Origin of the sequence: Nocardia sp. NPDC005825, from assembly GCF_040630175.1 — a bacterium.
Taxonomy (GTDB): Bacteria; Actinomycetota; Actinomycetes; order Mycobacteriales; family Mycobacteriaceae; genus Nocardia.
Map to the genome: position 1 here is coordinate 269,733 of NZ_JBEXXC010000004.1, position 18,440 is coordinate 288,172.

Consider the following 18,440-nt stretch of genomic DNA (forward strand, 5'->3'; position numbering starts at 1 on the left):
CTCAGGCGTGGGCGTAGCGGCCGGCGGGCCGGGGCAGGCCCAGCCGCTCGCGCAGGGTCGGGGTGAGGGCGGGCAGCTGCGGCAGGGCGGCGGCGAGCGCCAGCGGACGCAGCACCACACCGTCGGCGGCGCAGTCGGTTTCGATACGGCGCAGGATGTCGCGCAGTTCCGCCGGGGTGCCGATGTGGAAGACGGTGGACGGAGCGGGCGAGGCGGTCCAGTCCTCGAGCTCGGCGACCTCGAGAGCGGCGGCGTCCGCGGTGTCGGCGAGATGGATGTCGAGGTCGAGCAGCACCCGCACCCGGTTGGGATCGCGTCCGGCGGCGGCGATGGCGGACCGCAGTTCGGAGCGGGTGGCGGCGGCGGTCGCGAGATCCGGTGCGGCGATCCGGATCAGGTCGGCGCGGTGCACGGCGACGCGGGTGCTGTGCGGGTCGGCGGCGCGCACCGCGACCGGCGGCTGCCCCTGCGGCGGGCGCGGGGTGATGGACGGTCCCTTCACCGAGAAGTGCTCGCCCGCGAAGTCGATGTAGTGCAGCCGGTCGCGGTCGATGAACCGGCCGGTGGCCTGGTCGCGGATCTCGGCGTCGTCGTCCCAGCTGTCCCACAGCCGGGCCACCACCTCGACCGCCTCGTCCGCCTCCGCCCAGCGGGAGCGTTCGTCCTGTTCGGGCTTGCGGCCGAACAGCCGTGCCTCCCCCGCCCCGACGGCCACCTCCCAGCCCGCCCGGCCCGCGGCCGCGAAATCCAGGCTGGCAATGGCTTTGGAGAGGTGGAAGGGCTCGGTGTGAGTGACCGAGGCCTGCGGGATCAGGCCGATGCGCCGGGTCTCGGCGGCGGCGCGCGCGGCGACCGCCACCGCGTCCAGGCGGCCGATGGCCCCGGCGGATTGCAGGGTGAAGGAGTCCGGCAGGAACGCCAGCTCGATGCCCGCGTCCTCGGCGGCGCGCAGCGCGTCCACCCAGTACCGGGCGTCGAAGAGGTCCTCGGCGCGGGAGTCGGCGCGCCGCCAGGAGGCGGGGTGCGCGCCGGTGCCGGACAGTTCCAGGCCCAGCAGCAGCGGAGTCGGATGCGGCATCAGGCTGTCCTTTCGAGCGGTAGCGGGTGATCGGGGGTGGCCGCCCGGGGGACGGCCGCGAGTAGTTCACGGGTGTAGGCGTGTCGCGGTCGGTCGAAAACCTCGGCGGTGGCGCCGGTTTCGACGACGCCGCCCTGTCGCATGACCGCGACACGATCGGCCAGGCGACGGACCACGGCCAGGTCGTGGGAGATGAACAGGTAGGCCAGGTCCAGTTCGGCCTGGAGTCGTTCGAGCAGGTCGAGGATCTGTGCCTGCACCGAGACGTCCAGGGCCGAGACCGGTTCGTCGAGCACGAGCAGCTCGGGGCGCGGGGCCAGCGCGCGGGCGATGGCGACCCGCTGCCGCTGCCCACCCGACAACTCCGCCGGGCGGCGATCCAGGAAGGCGGCGGGCAGCGCCACCTGATCCAGCAGCTCGGCCACCGCGGCACGGCGTCCGCGCCGATCGCCGATCCCGAACGCCTGCAAGGGTTCCGCCACGATTCGTCCGACCGTCAGCTTCGGGTTCAGCGAGACGTACGGGTTCTGGTAGACGACCTGGACGCGACGGCGCAGTGCCCGCAGGTCCGAACCGCGCAGGGCGGTGACGTCCTGCCCGTCGAACGTGACGGTGCCCGCGTCGGGCGCGGTCAGCCTGGCGATGATGCGGGCCGTGGTCGACTTTCCCGAGCCGGATTCGCCTACCACGGCGAGGGTTTCACCGCGATGGACCGCCAAGGACACGTCGTTCACCGCGTCGACGGTGAAATCCCGGGTGACGCGGAAGGACTTGCGCAGACCGGTCGCCGCCAGCAGTGGAGTTCCGTGTTCGCGGACCGGACGCGCGGGCTGATCCGCGCCGAGGCTCGGTACGGCGGCGATCAACCGCCGGGTGTACTCGTGCTGTGGATTGCCCAATACCTCCGCCGCCGTGCCGGTCTCGACGATCAGGCCGTCCCGCATCACCGCGATGCGGTCCGCCCGTTCGGCCGCGACGGCCAGGTCGTGGGTGATGAGCAGCACCGCCGTCCCCGATTCCGCGGTCCGCGCGGCCAGTAGGTCGAGAATGCGGCGTTGCACGGTGACGTCCAGCGCGCTGGTCGGCTCATCGGCGATCACCAGTTCGGGCCCACAGGCCAACGCGATCCCGATCAGTACCCGCTGCCGCTGTCCGCCCGACAGATCCTGGGGATACTGGCGCGCCCGCAGCTCGGGGCGGTCCAGCCCGGCCTGCTCGAGGATCTCGACCGCCTCGAGGTCGGCGGTGCGGCGATCGGCCCGGCCGTGAATGCGCAGCACCTCCGCCACCTGCCGTCCGATGCGCAGGACCGGATTGAGCGAGGTGCCCGGATCCTGAGGGACCAGTCCGATGCGCGCGCCCCGAATCCGTTGCAACGCGCGCGGAGACGCCCGGTCGATCCGCTCTCCGTCGAAGATGATCTCCCCGTCGGTGATCACGCCACCCTGCAGCAACCCGATCACGGCGTGCGCGAGAGTGGATTTGCCCGAACCGGATTCACCCACCAGCGCGAGCGTCTCCCCGCGCCGGACCTGGAGCGAGACGCCGCGCACGGCCGGTGTCGCTCCGCCGCGGCCCCGATACTCGACCTGTAGCCCCTCGATGTTCAACAGCTCGGTCATCGGGCCTCCTTCTGCACGGCGCGGGCGATCCGCTGGGTGGACAGCACCAGCACGACGATGACCAGCCCCGGCAGGGTGGTCAGCCACCACGCGGTGGCCAGGTAGCCGCGGCCCTCGGACACCAGCGAGCCCCATTCCGGCGTGGGCGGCACCGCGCCGTAGCCGAGGAAGCTCAGCGACGCCACGAACAGGGTCACCACGCCGAAGTCGACGGCGGCCAAGGCCGCCACCGGCCCGTACGCATTGCGCAGGATGTGGCGGAACAGCACGATGTGCCAGCGCACGCCGGACGCGAACGCGGCCTCCACGTACGGCGCGTTGCGCACCCGCAGCACCTCGCCGCGCATCACGCGGGCGAACCTGGCGATCAGCGAGATGCCCACGGCGATAGCCACATTGCGGGTGCCCAGACCCAGCACGGTGATGGTGGCCAGGGCGAGCAGCATGTCGGGAATCGAGAGCACCACATCGACCGCGCGCATGATCGCGGTGTCGATCACACCGCCCGCCGCACCCGCGACCAGCCCGATCAAGGCGCCGGTGACCAGCCCGATCAGCACCGCGAACACGGTCGCGCTCAATGACAGTGCCGCGCCGTGCACCACCCGGGTGTAGAGGTCGCGTCCGAGATTGTCGGTGCCGAACCAGTGCTGGAGGCCGGGGCCGCGCAGCTTCTGCGCGGGCACGCCGCGCAGGGGATCACCGCTCGCGAACACGGCCGGGGCGACGGCCCAGGCGCACACCACCGCGACGACCGCGCCCGCCGCGACGGTTCCCGGATTGCGCCGCGCCCACGACGCGGCGGCGGTCCCACCGGCGAGGGCCGCGCGTCGGAATGTCCGGTCGGACTCGGGCCGGAGTGCCAGATCAGACATCGGACCACTCGTCGTCCGCGTCCCAGAAGGCGATGCCCGGGTCCAGCAGGGGGTGGGTCAGGGTGATGACCCGCAGCGTCGAACGCGGGCCGCCCGAGTAGGCGCGCAGCCGCGCACGCAGATCACGGATCACATGCCGGGGCGGGGTCGGCGAACGGTCAGGCATGAGTACGCTCCTTCGTCGAATTCCTTTGCACCACACGGGGGTCGAGCACGGGGTAGGCGAGATCCACGAGCAGATTGACGGTCACGAAGGCCAGGGCGGCGAACACGACGATGCCCTGAACCACCGGAATGTCCTGGCGCAGTACGGATTCCTGCGCCAATCGGCCGATGCCCGGCCGGGAGAACACCGTCTCGGTGACCACCGCCCCGGCCAGCACGGTGCCGGTCCACAATCCCGACACGGTCAGTGCGGGGGCGGCGGCCGGGCGCAGGACGTGGCGCAGCTGCACCCACCAGCGGGACGCGCCCTTGGCGAAGGCGACCTCGACGAACGGCTGCCGCCAGGTCGCGACCAGGCTCGCGTGGAGGACCTGGGCGATGACCGCCCCCACCGGGATGGCCAGGGTGACCGCGGGCAGGATGGTCCCGCCGAATCCGGTGCCGCCGAACGCCGGCACCAGCTTCAACCGGAACGAGAACAGCTGCAGGAGCAGCAATCCCACCCAGAAGCCCGGCATCGAGGCCCCGATGGCGGGCAGCGAGGTGAGCAGCCCGCGCAGCCGGGGGCGTTCGGTGTACGCGGCCGCCAGGGCCAGCGACCCGCCGGCCGCCACGGCCAGCAGCAGCCCGGTCGCCGCCAGCGCCAGGGTCGAGGGCAGGGCGTCGCCCAGCGCCCCGGTGACGGTCTGACCGGTGGAGATGGAATGGCCGAGGTCGCCGCGCACCGCGTGCGACAAGGCCGTCCAGTACTGGGCCCACAACGACTGGTCGAGACCGTAGCGGGCCCGCATCTCCGCGACCGCCGCGGCGTCGACGGGCGTGCCGGTGGCCGCGTCGGCCGCCAGCGCCACCGGGTCGCCGGGCAGCAGGTACAGCCCGGCGAAGGACAGCGTGAACGCCGCCCACAGCACGCCGATGGCCTGCAGCACCCGTCCGATCACGTAGCGGCCCATGGGTTTACCGCGCCAGCCAGGTGTCGTGGAACTGCAGTCGCGCCGAGGCCTCGAACTTCACTCCGGCCACCGCCTTGCCGACGCCGATGGCCTGCGAGAGTTCGATGGTCGGAATCCACAGGCCCTGGTCGAGGACCGCGGTCTGGGCGTCGCCGATGATGCGGGCGCGGGCGGCCGGGTCGGTGGCCGACAGCTGCTGGGCGAGCAGCGCGTCGAGGGGTTCGGCGGGGCCGCGGGCGTTCAGGTTGCGCTGGTCAACCGCGAAGGTGGTGCGCAGGATGTCACCGTCGGCGCGGGTCGAGTTGTAGTAGTTGAAGTCGAAGTCCTTGCTGTTCTGTCGCACTGCCGATTCCGCCACCGACAACGGTTCCAGCCGCAGGTCGAAGCCGACCGCCCGCAACTGCTGCTGGGTCAGCTCGAGAATGGGTTGATTGGCCGAGAACACGGGGGCGAAGATGACGCCCGCGCTCAGCCGCTGCCCGTCCTTGACCCGGATACCGTCGGCGCCCGGCACCCAGCCCGCCTGGTCGAGTTGCTTCTTCGCCGCGTCCGGGTCGAACTTCACCCGGGCCGAAAGGTCCACATAGCCGGGGGTTTTCGAGGCGAGCACACTGCTGGCCGTCTTGAACTGCGGCCCAAGCACGGTGTCCACCAGTTCCTTGCGGTTGATGGCGGGCAGCAGCGCCGCCCGGACCGCCGGATCGCGCAGCACGCCCCGGGTCACATTGGCCTGCAAGCCGAACGGGACGCCCGGGTTGGCGGTGAACTGCACGCGACCGCCGCCGCCCTCGATCTGCGCCACGTCCTGCGGCAGCGCGTCGCTGATGGCGTCGAGCTGGCCGGAGGCCAGACTGCCGGTCCGCACCCCGGATTCGGGGACCACGGTGAACACGATCTTGTCCAGATGCGCCTCGCCCTGGGTGGCGAAAACCGCGGAGCCCCACGCATACCCGGCCCGCTTGACCAGGGTGGCGGAGGCGTTCTGCTTCCACTCCGCGTAGGTGAACGGGCCGCTGCCGATATTGGTCCCCAGGCACCGCTCGTCGGCGGCTTTGGCGACGGTGGCCTCGGACTGGATGCCCAGCTGCGGGGTCGAGGTCGCCTGCAGGAACTGGGCGTTCGGACCGGCGAAGTCCACCCGCACGGTGCGCGGATCCAGCACCGTGCTGCCCGCGTACCCGGCCAGGTAACTCGCGGCCAGCGGCGCCTTCGCACCGCCCAGCGCGACGATCGAATCGAAGTTCCGGCGCACCGAGTCCGCGGTGAGCGGCGTGCCGTCGCTGAAGGAGACGCCGTCGCGCAGATGGAAGGTGAACGACCTGGCGTCCGGGGAGACGGTCCAGGTGTCGGCCAGCCACGGCTTCAGCTGACCGGTCTCCGGGTCCTGATCGACCAGCGAGTCCACCACCTGCCGGGTCACGTAGATCGTCTGGTTGGTCGACGACTGCGCGGGATCGGAGCAGGTCGGGGCCGAGGACAGGCCGTAGCGGAGGGTGCCGCCCGCCTGTGGCGGGCCCGACGGCTCACCACTGCCGGTGGCGGCGTCCCCGCCGCCGCACCCGGCGAGCGTGACGGCGGCGGCGAACACGCCCGCCAGGGCCACGGGGCGGGTGGTGCGTGCGAGCAGGGAACGGGTCATCGGGGATCTCCAGCGGGGTAACGGTCGGCGCCGAGCGGCCGGCTCGGAATGCGGCGGCGCAGTTCGGGAGCGACCTCGGCCTGGAACAGTTCGAGGCTGTCGCGGTGCTCGGCCGCGGTCCGGCCGTCCGCGTCCGCACTGAGGTGGATGACCTCGTGGCCGAATCGCTCGTGATACCGGCTCACTTTGTCCAGCACCTGTTCCGGGCTGCCGATGAGCGCCGAGGACCGGGCCGCGAAGTCCTCGACGGAGTCGAACACGATGGGCACGTCGAACTTCCGCGCCACCGCCTGCCGGGCCTCGAAGACCGGTCGATACCGGTCGAGCGCCTCCTGCGAGGTCCGGGTCACCAGGAACCCCGCCGTGCCCGCGCCCACCAGCGCCTCGGCCGGGTCGTGGCCATAGGCCGCCCAGCGTTCCCGGTAGTGGTCGATCAGTTCGGCGTACGGCTCGATCGGGTAGGTGACGTTCGCGGAGAACAGCGGATCCCCGTGCAGCGCCGCGTAATCCGCGGATTCCCGACTGGTGGCGCTGCCGTGCCAGATGCGCAGCCGCGGCTGCAACGGCCGGGGCAGCGCCTTGGCCTCGGTCAGCGCTGGCCGGAACCGGCCCGACCAGGTGACGCTGTCGCTGTCCCACAGCTTCCGGAACAGTTCGTAGCCTTCGCGATTGCGATCCCACTGGTCGTCGGTGGTGACGTGGAACAGCTTCGCCTGCGCCGCGCCGTTGCCCTTCCCGATGATCAGTTCCAGCCGGCCGTCGGAGAGATTGTCCAGCGTCGAGTAGTCCTCGAAGGCGCGCACCGGATCCAGCAGGCTGAGCGTGGTGACACCGGTGAACAGCGCCAGCCGCGAGGTGACGGCCGCGAGATGGCTGAGCACCACCGGCGGAGCCGCGGAGATGAACGGATCCTCGTGCCGCTCCCCCACCGCGAAGCCGTCGTAACCGAGCTCCTCGGCCAGGCGCGCGCTGTCGACGACCCGTCGCAACCGCTGCCGGGGTGACTCGGTGCCGCCGGTCACCGGGTCCGGAGTGTGCGTGATCAAGGTCAGCAGCAGGAATTTCATGCCGGGATCGCCTGCTCTCCGGCCGCGATGAACTTCTCGAACGGGTGCACGTAGCCGACTTCCTTGCGAACGTCACGCGGCAGTGCGGTGTATCCGGCCGCCGTGTACAGAGCGACGGCCTCCGGCTGCCGCGGCCCCGTGGTCAGGTAGATGCGCGTGTAGCCGCGCCGCGCGATCTCGGCTTCCAGCTGATCGAGAACGAAGCGCCCCAGCCCTTTTCGCCGATGCTCGGCGGCCGTCCAGATCCGCTTGAGCTCGGCGGTCTCGGCGTCGTATCGCTGGAAGGCCCCGCCCGCCACCGTTTCCCCGTTATCCACAACTATCAACAGGTCCCCCTGTGGAGGAGCGAAGTGACTGGCCGAATACCCGGTCAGATCCGCGTGCACCTCCCCCGGCGTCCCGCCGTACCGGCTGCTGTACTCGATGGCCAGCTCCGCCAGCAGCGGCGCGGCCAGGGGATCGTGTTGCCCGACGTGGAAAACCCTGCGCGACATGCTCATCCCTTCTTCTTGGGCAGTCCGGGCGGATTGATCCGCGACTGCGGCACGGCCTCGCCGCCCAGGCCCCAGCGGTCCAGCACCTGCTTGTAGAGCCCGTTGTCGATGGCGTACTGGATGGCGGCCCGCAGCGGACCGGCCAGGCCGTTGTCCTTCTTGGTGAGCACCCCGATCTCGGCCTGGAGCGCGTCGCCGGCGCCGGAGAGGGTGGTGACCACCTTGGTCTGGCCGGCCGAGGCGGCGTGATACTGCGCCGACGGGTTGGGGCCGAGGTAGCCGTCCAATCGGCCCGAGGACAGCGCCAGGTAGTAGTCGCTGGTCTTCTCGTAGTAGGCGATATCGATCTTGGGCAAGCCCGCGGCGATATTGTCCTCGTTCCACTTCACCAGCAGCTGCTCCTGGTTGGTGGCGGTTCCCACGCCGATCGTCTTGCCCGCCAGCGACTTCCGGTCCTGATAGGTCCAGGTCGCGTCCTTGGGCACTTCCAGCGCGATATTGTCCAGGCGGTAGGTGGCGAAGTCGTACTTCTCCTTGCGCTCCTCGGTGACGGTGACATTGCTGATGAAGACATCCGCCTCACCCGAGTCGACCTTCACGAAGTTCTGCGCCCAGTCCCCGATGCGGGTCTCCACTTTCAGGCCGAGCAGGTCGGCGAGCAGGTAGGAGATGTCGGCGTCGGAACCGATGGGGGTGCGATCGTCGGTGGCGTAGAAGCGCAGCGGCGGTGTCGCGCCGACCGATCCGGTGACCACCAGCGTCCCGCGATCCCGCACGGCGGCCGGCAGCTGCGCCGCGAGCGCGTCCACCTTGGCGGCGTGCACCCGGCCGGACTGCGCCGGAGACAGGTCGTAGCTCAGCCCGTTGACGGTATTGGAGGCGGGAGCGTCGCTGTCGCCGTCCTTGCCACAGGCGCTCGCCGCGAACAGGCCGAGCACGGTGAGCGCGGCGAGTGCGGTGATCCGTCTGCGACGGTGCGCCTGAGGCATGGGAGGTTCCTTCGTGGTCGATCGGTCAGAGGACGTGTGCGAGAAAGGCTTTGGTGCGCGGATGAGACGGGGCATCGAGCACCTGCGCGGGCGGGCCCTGCTCGACGATGCGGCCGGCGTCCATCAGCACCACGGTGTCGGCGATCTCGCGGGCGAAACCGACCTCGTGGGTGACGATCACCAGGGTCGAGCCGGCGCCCGCGAGATCCCGGATCACCTCGAGCACCTCGCCGACCAGCTCCGGATCCAGCGCCGAGGTGGGCTCGTCGAACAGCACCACCTCCGGCCGCAGCGCCAGCGCCCGTGCGATGGCGACGCGCTGCCGCTGCCCGCCGGACAGGCGGCTGGGGTACTCATCGGCCTTGTCCGCCAGGCCGACTCGCGCCAGCAGATCGAGCGCCTCGGCGTTCACCTCGGCCTTGGCGCGCCGCTGAGCGGCCACCGGCGCCAGCGCGACGTTCTCCCGGACCGTCAGGTGCGGAAAGAGATTGAAGTTCTGGAACACGAAACCGATGCGCGCCCGCTGCCGCAGAATGTCGCGCTCCCGCAGTTCGTAGAGCTTGCGGCCCTTGCGGCGGTAACCGACCAGCTCGCCGCCCACGCGCACGGTACCGGCGTCCACCTGTTCGAGGTGATTGATGGTGCGCAGCAGGGTGGACTTACCCGAACCCGACGGGCCCAATATGACCGTGACCTCGCCGGGACGGACCGTCAGATCGATGCCGGACAACACCTCGGTGCGGCCGAAAGACTTTCGGATGCCGCGCAATTCGATCGCGTATTCACTCATCGCCGGTCCCTCTCGCGAAGCGCCGTTCGATATAGAACTGAATGACGCTGAGCACCGTGGTCAGCAGGATGTACCAGGCGGTCGCCACCATCAGCATCGGCACCACGCGGCCGTTGCGGCCGTAGATCACCTGGACCTGATAGAACAACTCGGCGATCGCCATGGTCGAGACGATCGAGGTGCCCTTGAAGAGACTGATCACCTCATTGGCGGCATTCGGCAAAATTCCGCGCATGGCCTGCGGCCCGATGATGGTGAAGAATTGCCGCCGCCACGGCAGCCCGAGCGACCGCGCCGCCTCCCATTGCCCGGCGTCCACCGAGATGATGCCGGCCCGGATGATCTCCGCCGAATACGCCGCCTGATGCAACGCCAAACCGATGACAGCCGCACTGAATCCGCTGATCACGCCATTGGTCTGAAAACGCACGAACTCGGGGCCGAAAGGAATTCCCAGCGACAGCGTCTTGTACAGATAAGCCAGGTTGAACCAGAACAGCAGCTGCACGATCAGCGGAATCGAGCGGAACGCCCAGACATAGGTCCACGCGATCGCTTTCAGCACCGGATTCTTCGACAGGCGGCCGACTGCCAGCCAGACGCCGAGGAAGAACCCGAGCAGGGTGCCCCAGAAAGTCAGCTCCAGGGTCACTTTCAGCGCCGACAACACCGATTTCGCGGTGATGTACCGCGCGAACGTGCCCCAGTCCCAGCCCGGATTGGTGATCAGCCCGTGCGCGAACTGCGCGACCAGCACCAGCGCGACCGCCCCCGTGACCCAGCGCCAGGGGTGGCGGGTGCGGACGACGGGCAGATCTCCGTCCTCGGCTCCGGTGGCCGCCACCGTCTGCGCGGATACCGCCAGGGTGCTCATGGACACCGACGATACGAAGCCCGGCGCACGCTGTCGCCGGTCCGGCTCAGGCTGAATTCAATTGCGCCTCAACCGATTTCCCGGAAAGTGCGCGGAAATCACTGCGATGGAAGACCAGGGGCTCCGACTCCGGGCTGACGCTCACCCGGTGCACCCGCAGCAGCACCACGGCGTGATCGCCCGCCGGAACCTGCTCGTACACCGAGGTTTCCAGCCAGGCCGCCGCCCCCGCCACGAACGCGGCATTGCCGTTGCCTCCCCGCAGCTCCACATCCCGGAACCGGTCCCCGCGTTTGGAGCTCAGACCGCGCGCCGCGCCCTCCTGGTCGCTGCTGAGCAGACTCAGCCCCAATCGGCTCGCCTGCTCCAGCCGCGGCCAGGTCTCCGACGAGTATTGAATGCACACCGACACCAGCGGCGGATCCAGCGATACCGGCACGAAAGTGCTCGCCACCAGCCCGTGCGGCGTACCGCCCAGCCGGGCACAGAGCGCCACCACCCCGCTGGGGAAGTGCGCGAAGGTCTTCCGGAGATCGGTCCCGTCGACCGGAGTGAGCGCGGCCGCCGCGCCGTGAATCGAGGTCAGGTCACCCATCGATCCACTCCAGCATCGGCCGCGGCGCGGCGACAGGATTGGGCTCACGCCGATTACAACGACGACCCCCCGCCCGGCGCGTGCCGGACGGGGGGTCGGGGTGCTGTACGACTTACTTCGGCGCGACCAGGTGGGGCTGGTTGATGGTGACGAAGTAGTTGTAGGCGGAGGCGATCGCGACCGGCGCGGTCACGAGCAGGTTGCCCGCGATGGTGCCCAGGAAGCCGACGGTGCTCGCGCCGATGAAGCAGCCGGCCAGCGGGCCGACACCGAACATGGTGGCCAGCGGAGCCGTCGCGGCGGCGAAGACGACCGCGCCCATGGCGCAACCGACGGCCGCGCCGCCGATGCCGCCGACCAGGGTGCCGATGGTGGCGCCCATGGAGATGGTGTCCTTCATGCGGTTCCAGGCGGCCTGCTCACGGTCGTAGTCCGACTTCCACGGAGCCTGGTCCTCGTAGGGCAGGTTGACGTCCTTGGCCTCGGCGACCGGCTTGTAGGTCGCGTGGTCCATGTCGTACTGCGGGGTCAGGGTCGCGGTGTGGTCGGAGATCTCCGCGGCGATCGGGAACTCGAAGTCGTTCACGCGGAAGTTCAGCGGCATACCGGCCACGACGGTGCCGTCGACGGCCTTGATCTTGAAGACGCCGTTCTCGACGACCAGCGAACCGGAATCGGTCCGGATGACGCTGTTGGTCTCGGAAGTGGTTGCGGTGTAATTGATCACGCCGTTGTCAGCGGCCGGAGCGGCGTTGACGGTACCGGCGGTGACGCCCATGGCAGCGGACAGCAGGGCCGCGGTCACGGCGAAAGTCTTGAAGCGCATTTCTCGGTTTTCCTCATCAGGCAGTCCGCGTAGTTGGACCGCATGATCGAAACGGGCCGACGCGAACGAAATATGTCGCGCGGGTGCTCAAACGGTGAACTCTCCCGAATTGCGAAACCCGCCCGGCCGAATGACCGAGCGGGCTGTCCCGATGAGGTGATCGCTGATGCCTGTTGTGCCCCTTGCTCTTTACTCGGACCGAGTATTACTTGGCCGGAGCCGGAGCGGCGATGTGCGGCTGGTTGATGGTGGTGAAGTACTGGATCGCGGCGGCGATGGCGACCGGCGCGGTGATCAGCAGCTGACCCGCGATGGTGCCCAGGAAGCCGACGGTGGCGGCGCCGACGAGGCAGCCGATGACCGGACCGGCGCCGAACAGGGCGGCCAGCGGGGCCGAAGCCAGACCGGCGACACCGAAGCCGAGGACGCAGCCGATGGCCGCGGCGCCCAGGCCACCGACCAGGGTCGCGACAGTGGCGCCCAGGGAGATGGTGTCCTTCATGCGGTTCCAGGCGGCCTGCTCACGGTCGTAGTCCGACTTCCACGGAGCCTGGTCCTCGTAGGGGAGGGCGACATCCTTGGCGACCGGCGCGTAGGTGGCGTGGTCCATGTCGTACTGCGGGGTCAGGGTCGCGGTGTGGTCGGAGATCTCCGCCGCGATCGGGAACTCGAAGTCGTCCACGCGCACCTTCAGCGGCATGCCGGCGACGACATTGCCGTTGGCGGCCTTGATGACGAAGTTGCCGTTCTCGACGACCATGGAACCGGCATCCGTGCGGATGATGGTGTTGGTCTCGGAGTTGGTGGCGGTGTAGTTGATCGCGCCGTTGTTGTCGGCGGCGGGCGCGGCGTTCACAGTGCCGGCGGTGACGCCCAGGGCGGCGATAACCAGCGCGGAAACCGCGGTGAAGTTCTTGAGACGCATGTGTTCGAAAATCCCTCTTGAGATGAGCAGTGCGCCCCGGGGAAACAAGGTCAGGTGTATCCCCGGGGCCCAGTGATGGAAACCGGCCTTCACAAACACCACATGGCAGTGGGGTTCCGGCGCGGTGAACCTTTGCCCATCGGTTGCCGAAAATGTCTACTTGGGCGCGGTAAACGGCTGATTGATAGTCGTGAAGTACTGCACCGCAGCCGCGATCGCGATCGGTGCGGTCACCAGCAATTGACCGCCGATCGTGCCCAGGAAGCCGACCGTGCTGGCTCCGATCAAGCAACCCGCCAGCGGTCCGACGCCGAACAGCGTGGCCAGCGGGGCCGTCGCCGTCGCGAAGGCGACACCGCCCAGGACGCAGCCGAGTGCCGCGCCGCCGAGGCCGCCGACCACGGTGCCGATGGTCGCGCCCGCGGAAATGGTGCTGGTCAAACGGTTCCAGGCGGCCAACTCACGGTCGTACTGGGTCTTCCACGGCGCCTGATCCTCGTAGGGCAGCGCGACCGGCTTGTACACCGCGTGCGCCAGGTCGGCCTGCGGCGTCAGGGTGGCGGTGCGGTCGCTGATCTGCGCCGCGATCGGGAACTCGAAATCGTCGATCCGGAACTTCAATTCGGTGCCGGCGACGGTGATTCCATTCGCCGCCTTGACCTTCAGCGCGCCGTCCTCGACGACCAGCGAACCGGCGTCGGTGCTGACCACCGTGTTGCCCTGCTCGGTGACCTGGGACGTGTAGTTGATCGTGCCGTCGTCGGTCTTGGCCGGACCGGCGTACGCGGTGCCGGCGGTGACCCCCGTCGCCGCGACCAGCAATGCCGCGATCCCGGCGAATTCCCTCATCTTCATTTTCTTTACTGCTTCCACTGCCGAGAACTGAACTGTCGGCGGCAAGCATCTGTGAACCTCCTGTGAAACTGGAGGTTAAAAACCAGCTTGATTCGATGCCGTGGAAGTGAGGGAGATTACTTCGCCTTGGCGGCCGCCTTGGCCTGCTTCTTGAATTCCCGTACCTGGGTGAGGGATTCGGCGTCGGTGACGTCGGCGACCGAGCGGCGGGAGCCGTCCTCGCCGTACGCGCCGGCCGCCTCACGCCAGCCCGCGGCGGCCAGACCACGCTGTTTGCCCAGCAGAGCGAGGAAGATCCGGGCCTTCTGGTCACCGAAACCGGGCAGCTTCTTGAGCCGTTTCAGGACTTCCTTGCCGTCCGGGTCGCCGTCGGTCCACAGGCCCGCGGTATTGCCGCCGTAGTTGTCCAGAATGTACTGGGCCAGCTCCTGGACCCGCCGCCCCATCGAGCGGCCGTAGCGGTGAATGGCCGGCGGCGTGGCGGCCAGCTCCTCGAATTCCGCGGGATCGGCGGCGGCGATCCGGTGGATATCGAAGCCGCCCATGCGGTCGGCCAGTTTCCACGGGCCACGGAATGCGTGTTCCATCGGAAACTGCTGATCGAGCATCATCCCGACCAACAGGGCGAAATCATCGGTCGAAAGCAGCTCGTCGGCATCGGATTCCTGCGCAATACACAGCGTGCGGCTCACCATGCATCGATCATCCCATTCATCTTGCGTTGCGGTGACGCGGGTCACGACTAGGCTCGGCATATGCCCGACACCATGGCTAATTCTTCAGTGCGAACCGTGCCGCAACCTGGTGCGGACTCAGGACTGCGACCGGACCGTTTCGACCGTGACGGACAGGACCAGCTCGTCGACGTCCACGATCTACAGGCAGCGCTGCCGGGCATCCGGCGCCTGCGGGCCTGGGCCCACGAGGCCCTGGCCACCCGCCCCGGCGAGAGCGCCGTCGACATCGGCTCCGGTGCCGGGTCGGAGGTGCTGACCCTGGCCGAGCTGGTCGGGCCGACCGGCACCGCGCTCGGCGTCGAGCCCGACCCGACCCTGCTGGCCGCCGCCGAACGCCGCGCCGCCCAGGCCGGCTCCACCGCCACCTTCGTCAGCGGCGACGCCTACGGCCTGCCCGTCGGCAGCGAGAGCTTCGACGTGGCGCTGTGCGAACGCGTCTTCCAGCACCTCACCGCGCCCGCCCGCGCGGTCGGGGAGATCGCCCGCGTGCTGCGGCCCGGCGGTCGGGTCGTGGTGATGGACACCGACTGGGGCTCGGCCATCGTGCACCCGGGCGACCGGCACGTGGTGCACGAGGTGATCGAGACCATGATCGCGGGCACCACCAACCCGTTCGCGGGCCGCCGGCTGCCGGGGCAGCTGGCCGCGGCCGGACTGGTCGTCGACGACATCGGCTCGCACGCCCTGATCCAGGACGGCAGCGTCGGCGCGGGCGCACTGGTCGCCCGGGTCGCCGATCGGGCGGTGGCGCGGGGCTCGATCAGCGAGCCGCAGCGCGATCAGCTGCTCGCCGACCTGGAGGCCGGCGCCGCCAGCGGCGACATCCACCTGTCGGTGACCATCTTCGCGGTGCTGGCGCACAAGCCGAACTGACCCGAGAACGCAAGCGGCGCGCACCCTTTCGGGTACGCGCCGCTTCTTCGTCGATCCTAGAGGCTCATGAGCTTCTCGGAGGCGGCCAGGAGCACGCAGGTGGCCAGGCCGTCCATCGCCTTCTCCAGCTCACCGAGGGACGGGAAGCTGGGCGCGATGCGAATGTTCTTGTCCTCCGGGTCCTTTCCGTACGGGTAGGACGAACCGGCCGGGGTGAGCGCGATGCCCGCGTCCTTGGCCAGCGCCACCACCTTGCTGGCGGTCCCCTCCAGCACGTCGAGGCTGATGAAGTAGCCGCCCTTGGGCTCGGTCCAGGACGCCACCTTCGACGCGCCCAGCCGGTCCTCCAGAATCCGCAGCACCAGTTTGAATTTCGGCTCCAGGACGGCGCGGTGCTTCTGCATGTGCTCCCGCACGCCCTCGGCGTCGCCGAAGAAGCGCAGGTGCCGCAGCTGGTTCACCTTGTCCGGGCCGATGGTCTTCTTGCCCAGGTGCTTCAGGTACCACTCCACATTCGCGGTGGAGGAGCCGAAGAAGCTCACGCCCGAACCCGCGAAGGTGATCTTCGAGGTGGAGGCCAGCACGAACGGCCGGTTCGGGTTGCCGGCCGCAGCGGCCAGGCCCAGCACGTCCAGCACCGGCTCGGCGGTGTCGGTGAGCGGGTGCACCGCGTAGGCGTTGTCCCAGAACAGGCGGAAGTCCGGAGCCGCGGTCGGCATCGAAACCAGTTCGCGGGTAACGGCTTCGGAGAACGTGACGCCGGTCGGGTTGGAGTAGTTGGGCACCGCCCACAGACCCTTGATGCTCGGGTCGGACGCGACCAGCTCCGCGATCAGGTGGGTGTCGGGGCCGTCGTTCTTCATCGGGATCGGGATCATCTCGAAGCCGAGCGACTCGGTGATCGCGAAGTGCCGGTCGTAACCCGGTACCGGGCACAGGAACTTGAGCACCGGTTCGTCCGCCCAGCGGCGCTCCGAATCCGCGGTCCCGTGCAGCATGGCGAACACCAGCAGGTCGTGCATCATCTCCAGGCTGGCGTTGTTGCCGGCCAGCAGATTCGACACCGGGATGCCGAGCAGTTCGGAGAAGATCGCGCGCAGCTCCGGCAGGCCGTGCAGGCCACCGTAATTGCGGACATCGGTGCCGTTGGCGTCACGGTAGTCGGCGGCGCCCGGCAGCTCCAGGAGTCCCTGCGAGAGGTCCAGCTGCTCGGGCGATGGCTTACCCCTCGTAATGTCCAGCGTCAGCTTCTCGGTCTTGAGCTTCGCGTAGTTCGCGGTCTGCGTCTCGTGTTCCGTCACGAGTTCCGCATGGCTCATCAAACCGAATTGCGTCTGCCGAGGCATCTGAGCGCCCTTCCAATGGCGTGGGATGTTTGTCCAGGGTTGCGCGCACCGCGAACCCAACCGCCCAGGTTACTAGGCGGCGTCGCCGATTCGGCAGGGATATCTGTACTTCCGTCACCCGCGACGACCGGGCCGGAAAAAGAAAGGGGACCCAGCGCACCCGGCAGAGCCCGTTGACCCTTGCTGCCTTCCGGCCCTGGGGGAGTTCACAGGATGCGCGCCGCGCTGGATCCGTCGGCCAGTGTAGCGGCTCACCGCGCCCGGTGCCGCCCGGGGTCGATACGATGCCTGCGATATGCGGGGTCGCCCGCGATTTTCCGGAGGGGTAGAGACGATATGACGAGTTCCGATCCAGGAGCCGGTGCTCCGCACGATCCGCAGAAAGCCCAGGAGACCGCGCAATGGTGGGCCACCGCGCCCGCCGCCGGGGAGGGCCAGCCGGTTCAGGGTGCGGACCCGACGATGCTCAACTACGCCGCCGGCGGCATGCCCCCGTACACGCCCCCCGCGCAGCCCCTCCCGACCGGGCAGTCCGCGCCCGGCTACCCGCAGCAGCCGATGCCCGGCTACCAGCAGCCCATGACCGACGCCTACGGCCAGCCCCTGTCCGGCGGCTTCCCGCAGCAGCAGCAGTTCGCCCAGCCCCCGGTCCCGCCGCCGGGCCAGGGCTACGGCTATCCGGCGCAGCCGCCGCGTTCGGGGGGCAATAAGACAGGTTGGATCATCGGCGGGGTGATCGGTCTGGTGGTGATCGTCGGCGCGGTGATCGGCGTGGTCGCGCTCAGCGGCAGCGACAGCCCGTCGCCGCTGGGCGGGGACAAGAAGAAGGCCGCCGGGAAGTACTCCATGGAGGGCATCACCAACGGCTGCACCGTGATCGACACCTCGGTGCTCAACAAGTGGGCCGCCAACTCCAAGGGCACCCCCGAGCACTCCGAGACCAAGCCCACCGACTACTCGGGCGGCCGCTTCGACTGCCGGGCCGGCAACGAGGAAACCTCCAAGACCGACAAGTACGCGATCGCCAATACCGCCGATCTCACCCTGAACGTCTCGCTGCTGAGCGGCTCGTCGAGCGCCTACAACCGCCCCGAGTACGACATCTGGAAGACCAGCGACACCGGCACCACCGGCAGCGGCCGCACCGCCGGTGACGTGAACGGCATCGGCGAGGCCGGCTACTGGGCGGCCAAGGTCGACGACTACTCCTCCTTCACCACCACCGACTACACGGTCGCGGTCAAGGACGACAACGCGTCGGTGAAGGTCAACATCCGTCTGCGCATGGGCAAGGGCCAGAGCGTCAGCAAGGACGAGATCGCCCAGGTGTGCAAGGAGCAGGCCCAGAAAGCGCTCAACAATCTGAAGAAGAAGTAGCCGCCGACCACTGCATTTGCTTCTACCAGGGGTGTACCCGGTATATTGCTCGACGGAGGATTCGCCTAGTGGCCTATGGCGCTCGCCTGGAACGCGGGTTGGGTTAACAGCCCTCAGGGGTTCAAATCCCCTATCCTCCGCTTCGAAGGCCCCGTCCGGACTCAGTCCGGACGGGGCCTTCCGCATATCCGGAGCCGATCGGATTCAGCACAAGGCGTGAGCAACCTCACTCGGGCCGACGGTGTGACCCGAGACTCGTTCGGCTGGACGGTTCGGGCGGGCGGCCGCGGGAACGCGGCGGTGCCGCGATCGTCCGCGAGAGTCCCCTTTTCGCCAGAACCCAACGAGCAGAGGGGCATA

Annotated in this window: 19 protein-coding genes, 1 tRNA gene and 1 other RNA gene; 3 read left to right on the forward strand and 18 right to left on the reverse strand. The window is 69.0% G+C overall.

Annotation, left to right across the window (positions count from 1 at the left end; translation table 11 throughout):
• Nucleotide 1 precedes the first annotated feature (1 nt).
• The 16 genes from ABZ382_RS13480 to ABZ382_RS13555 form a co-directional block, all read right to left on the reverse strand.
• Complete coding sequence (locus ABZ382_RS13480; protein ID WP_357087928.1) at nucleotides 2–1,078, reverse strand: LLM class flavin-dependent oxidoreductase; 1,077 nt, start codon at nucleotides 1,076–1,078, stop codon at nucleotides 2–4.
• Nucleotides 1,078–2,700, reverse strand: coding sequence for an ABC transporter ATP-binding protein (locus ABZ382_RS13485; protein WP_357087931.1), 1,623 nt, complete (start codon nucleotides 2,698–2,700; stop codon nucleotides 1,078–1,080). Before ABZ382_RS13485 ends, ABZ382_RS13480 begins: the two co-directional genes overlap by 1 nt.
• Nucleotides 2,697–3,575: an ABC transporter permease gene (locus ABZ382_RS13490; protein WP_357087934.1), complete on the reverse strand. Its 879-nt coding sequence runs from the start codon at nucleotides 3,573–3,575 to the stop codon at nucleotides 2,697–2,699. The genes ABZ382_RS13485 and ABZ382_RS13490 overlap by 4 nt, the downstream gene beginning before the upstream one ends.
• On the reverse strand, nucleotides 3,568–3,741 hold the full coding sequence (locus tag ABZ382_RS13495; RefSeq protein ID WP_357087937.1) for a hypothetical protein: 174 nt from the start codon (nucleotides 3,739–3,741) through the stop codon (nucleotides 3,568–3,570). Before ABZ382_RS13495 ends, ABZ382_RS13490 begins: the two co-directional genes overlap by 8 nt.
• Nucleotides 3,734–4,693, reverse strand: a complete 960-nt coding sequence (locus ABZ382_RS13500) for an ABC transporter permease (RefSeq protein WP_357087939.1) — start codon at nucleotides 4,691–4,693, stop codon at nucleotides 3,734–3,736. Before ABZ382_RS13500 ends, ABZ382_RS13495 begins: the two co-directional genes overlap by 8 nt.
• 4 nt (nucleotides 4,694–4,697) lie before the next feature.
• On the reverse strand, nucleotides 4,698–6,332 hold the full coding sequence (locus ABZ382_RS13505) for an ABC transporter substrate-binding protein (protein WP_357087941.1): 1,635 nt from the start codon (nucleotides 6,330–6,332) through the stop codon (nucleotides 4,698–4,700).
• Complete coding sequence (locus tag ABZ382_RS13510; RefSeq protein WP_357087943.1) at nucleotides 6,329–7,399, reverse strand: LLM class flavin-dependent oxidoreductase; 1,071 nt, start codon at nucleotides 7,397–7,399, stop codon at nucleotides 6,329–6,331. Before ABZ382_RS13510 ends, ABZ382_RS13505 begins: the two co-directional genes overlap by 4 nt.
• Entirely contained in the window at nucleotides 7,396–7,899 is a 504-nt protein-coding gene (locus ABZ382_RS13515) for a GNAT family N-acetyltransferase (protein ID WP_357087946.1), read from the reverse strand. The genes ABZ382_RS13510 and ABZ382_RS13515 overlap by 4 nt, the downstream gene beginning before the upstream one ends.
• A complete protein-coding gene (locus ABZ382_RS13520; protein WP_357087948.1) occupies nucleotides 7,896–8,882 on the reverse strand; it encodes an ABC transporter substrate-binding protein in 987 nt (328 codons plus the stop codon). Before ABZ382_RS13520 ends, ABZ382_RS13515 begins: the two co-directional genes overlap by 4 nt.
• Before the next feature lie 25 nt (nucleotides 8,883–8,907).
• Entirely contained in the window at nucleotides 8,908–9,672 is a 765-nt protein-coding gene (locus ABZ382_RS13525; protein WP_357087951.1) for an amino acid ABC transporter ATP-binding protein, read from the reverse strand.
• The gene (locus ABZ382_RS13530) at nucleotides 9,665–10,546 is read right to left on the reverse strand and encodes an amino acid ABC transporter permease (RefSeq protein ID WP_357087953.1); all 882 of its coding nucleotides are present in this window, start codon (nucleotides 10,544–10,546) and stop codon (nucleotides 9,665–9,667) included. The genes ABZ382_RS13525 and ABZ382_RS13530 overlap by 8 nt, the downstream gene beginning before the upstream one ends.
• A 46-nt stretch (nucleotides 10,547–10,592) precedes the next feature.
• On the reverse strand, nucleotides 10,593–11,141 hold the full coding sequence (locus ABZ382_RS13535) for a flavin reductase family protein (protein WP_357087956.1): 549 nt from the start codon (nucleotides 11,139–11,141) through the stop codon (nucleotides 10,593–10,595).
• Between the two features lie 112 nt (nucleotides 11,142–11,253).
• Nucleotides 11,254–11,967, reverse strand: coding sequence for a hypothetical protein (locus ABZ382_RS13540; protein ID WP_357087959.1), 714 nt, complete (start codon nucleotides 11,965–11,967; stop codon nucleotides 11,254–11,256).
• Between the two features lie 205 nt (nucleotides 11,968–12,172).
• Nucleotides 12,173–12,892: a hypothetical protein gene (locus tag ABZ382_RS13545; protein ID WP_357087962.1), complete on the reverse strand. Its 720-nt coding sequence runs from the start codon at nucleotides 12,890–12,892 to the stop codon at nucleotides 12,173–12,175.
• A gap of 156 nt (nucleotides 12,893–13,048) precedes the next feature.
• Nucleotides 13,049–13,747, reverse strand: a complete 699-nt coding sequence (locus ABZ382_RS13550) for a hypothetical protein (protein WP_357087965.1) — start codon at nucleotides 13,745–13,747, stop codon at nucleotides 13,049–13,051.
• A 116-nt stretch (nucleotides 13,748–13,863) separates the two neighbouring features.
• Nucleotides 13,864–14,439 (reverse strand): HhH-GPD-type base excision DNA repair protein, encoded by a 576-nt coding sequence (locus ABZ382_RS13555; RefSeq protein ID WP_357088749.1) that lies wholly within the window; start codon nucleotides 14,437–14,439, stop codon nucleotides 13,864–13,866.
• Nucleotides 14,440–14,538: 99 nt separating this feature from the next.
• Between ABZ382_RS13555 and ABZ382_RS13560 the strand changes: the two genes are divergently transcribed.
• Complete coding sequence (locus tag ABZ382_RS13560; RefSeq protein ID WP_357087966.1) at nucleotides 14,539–15,357, forward strand: methyltransferase domain-containing protein; 819 nt, start codon at nucleotides 14,539–14,541, stop codon at nucleotides 15,355–15,357.
• Nucleotides 15,358–15,413: 56 nt separating this feature from the next.
• Here ABZ382_RS13560 and ABZ382_RS13565 read toward each other — a convergent pair whose 3' ends face one another.
• A complete protein-coding gene (locus tag ABZ382_RS13565; protein WP_357087969.1) occupies nucleotides 15,414–16,703 on the reverse strand; it encodes an aminotransferase class I/II-fold pyridoxal phosphate-dependent enzyme in 1,290 nt (429 codons plus the stop codon).
• A gap of 141 nt (nucleotides 16,704–16,844) precedes the next feature.
• Nucleotides 16,845–16,939, reverse strand: an RNA gene (ffs, locus tag ABZ382_RS13570) — signal recognition particle sRNA small type.
• 100 nt (nucleotides 16,940–17,039) lie between these two features.
• On the opposite strand from ffs, the gene ABZ382_RS13575 reads away from it, so the two are divergent.
• Nucleotides 17,040–18,080: a hypothetical protein gene (locus tag ABZ382_RS13575; protein ID WP_357087972.1), complete on the forward strand. Its 1,041-nt coding sequence runs from the start codon at nucleotides 17,040–17,042 to the stop codon at nucleotides 18,078–18,080.
• A gap of 54 nt (nucleotides 18,081–18,134) precedes the next feature.
• A tRNA-Ser gene (locus tag ABZ382_RS13580) sits at nucleotides 18,135–18,220 on the forward strand.
• Nucleotides 18,221–18,440: the final 220 nt, after the last annotated feature.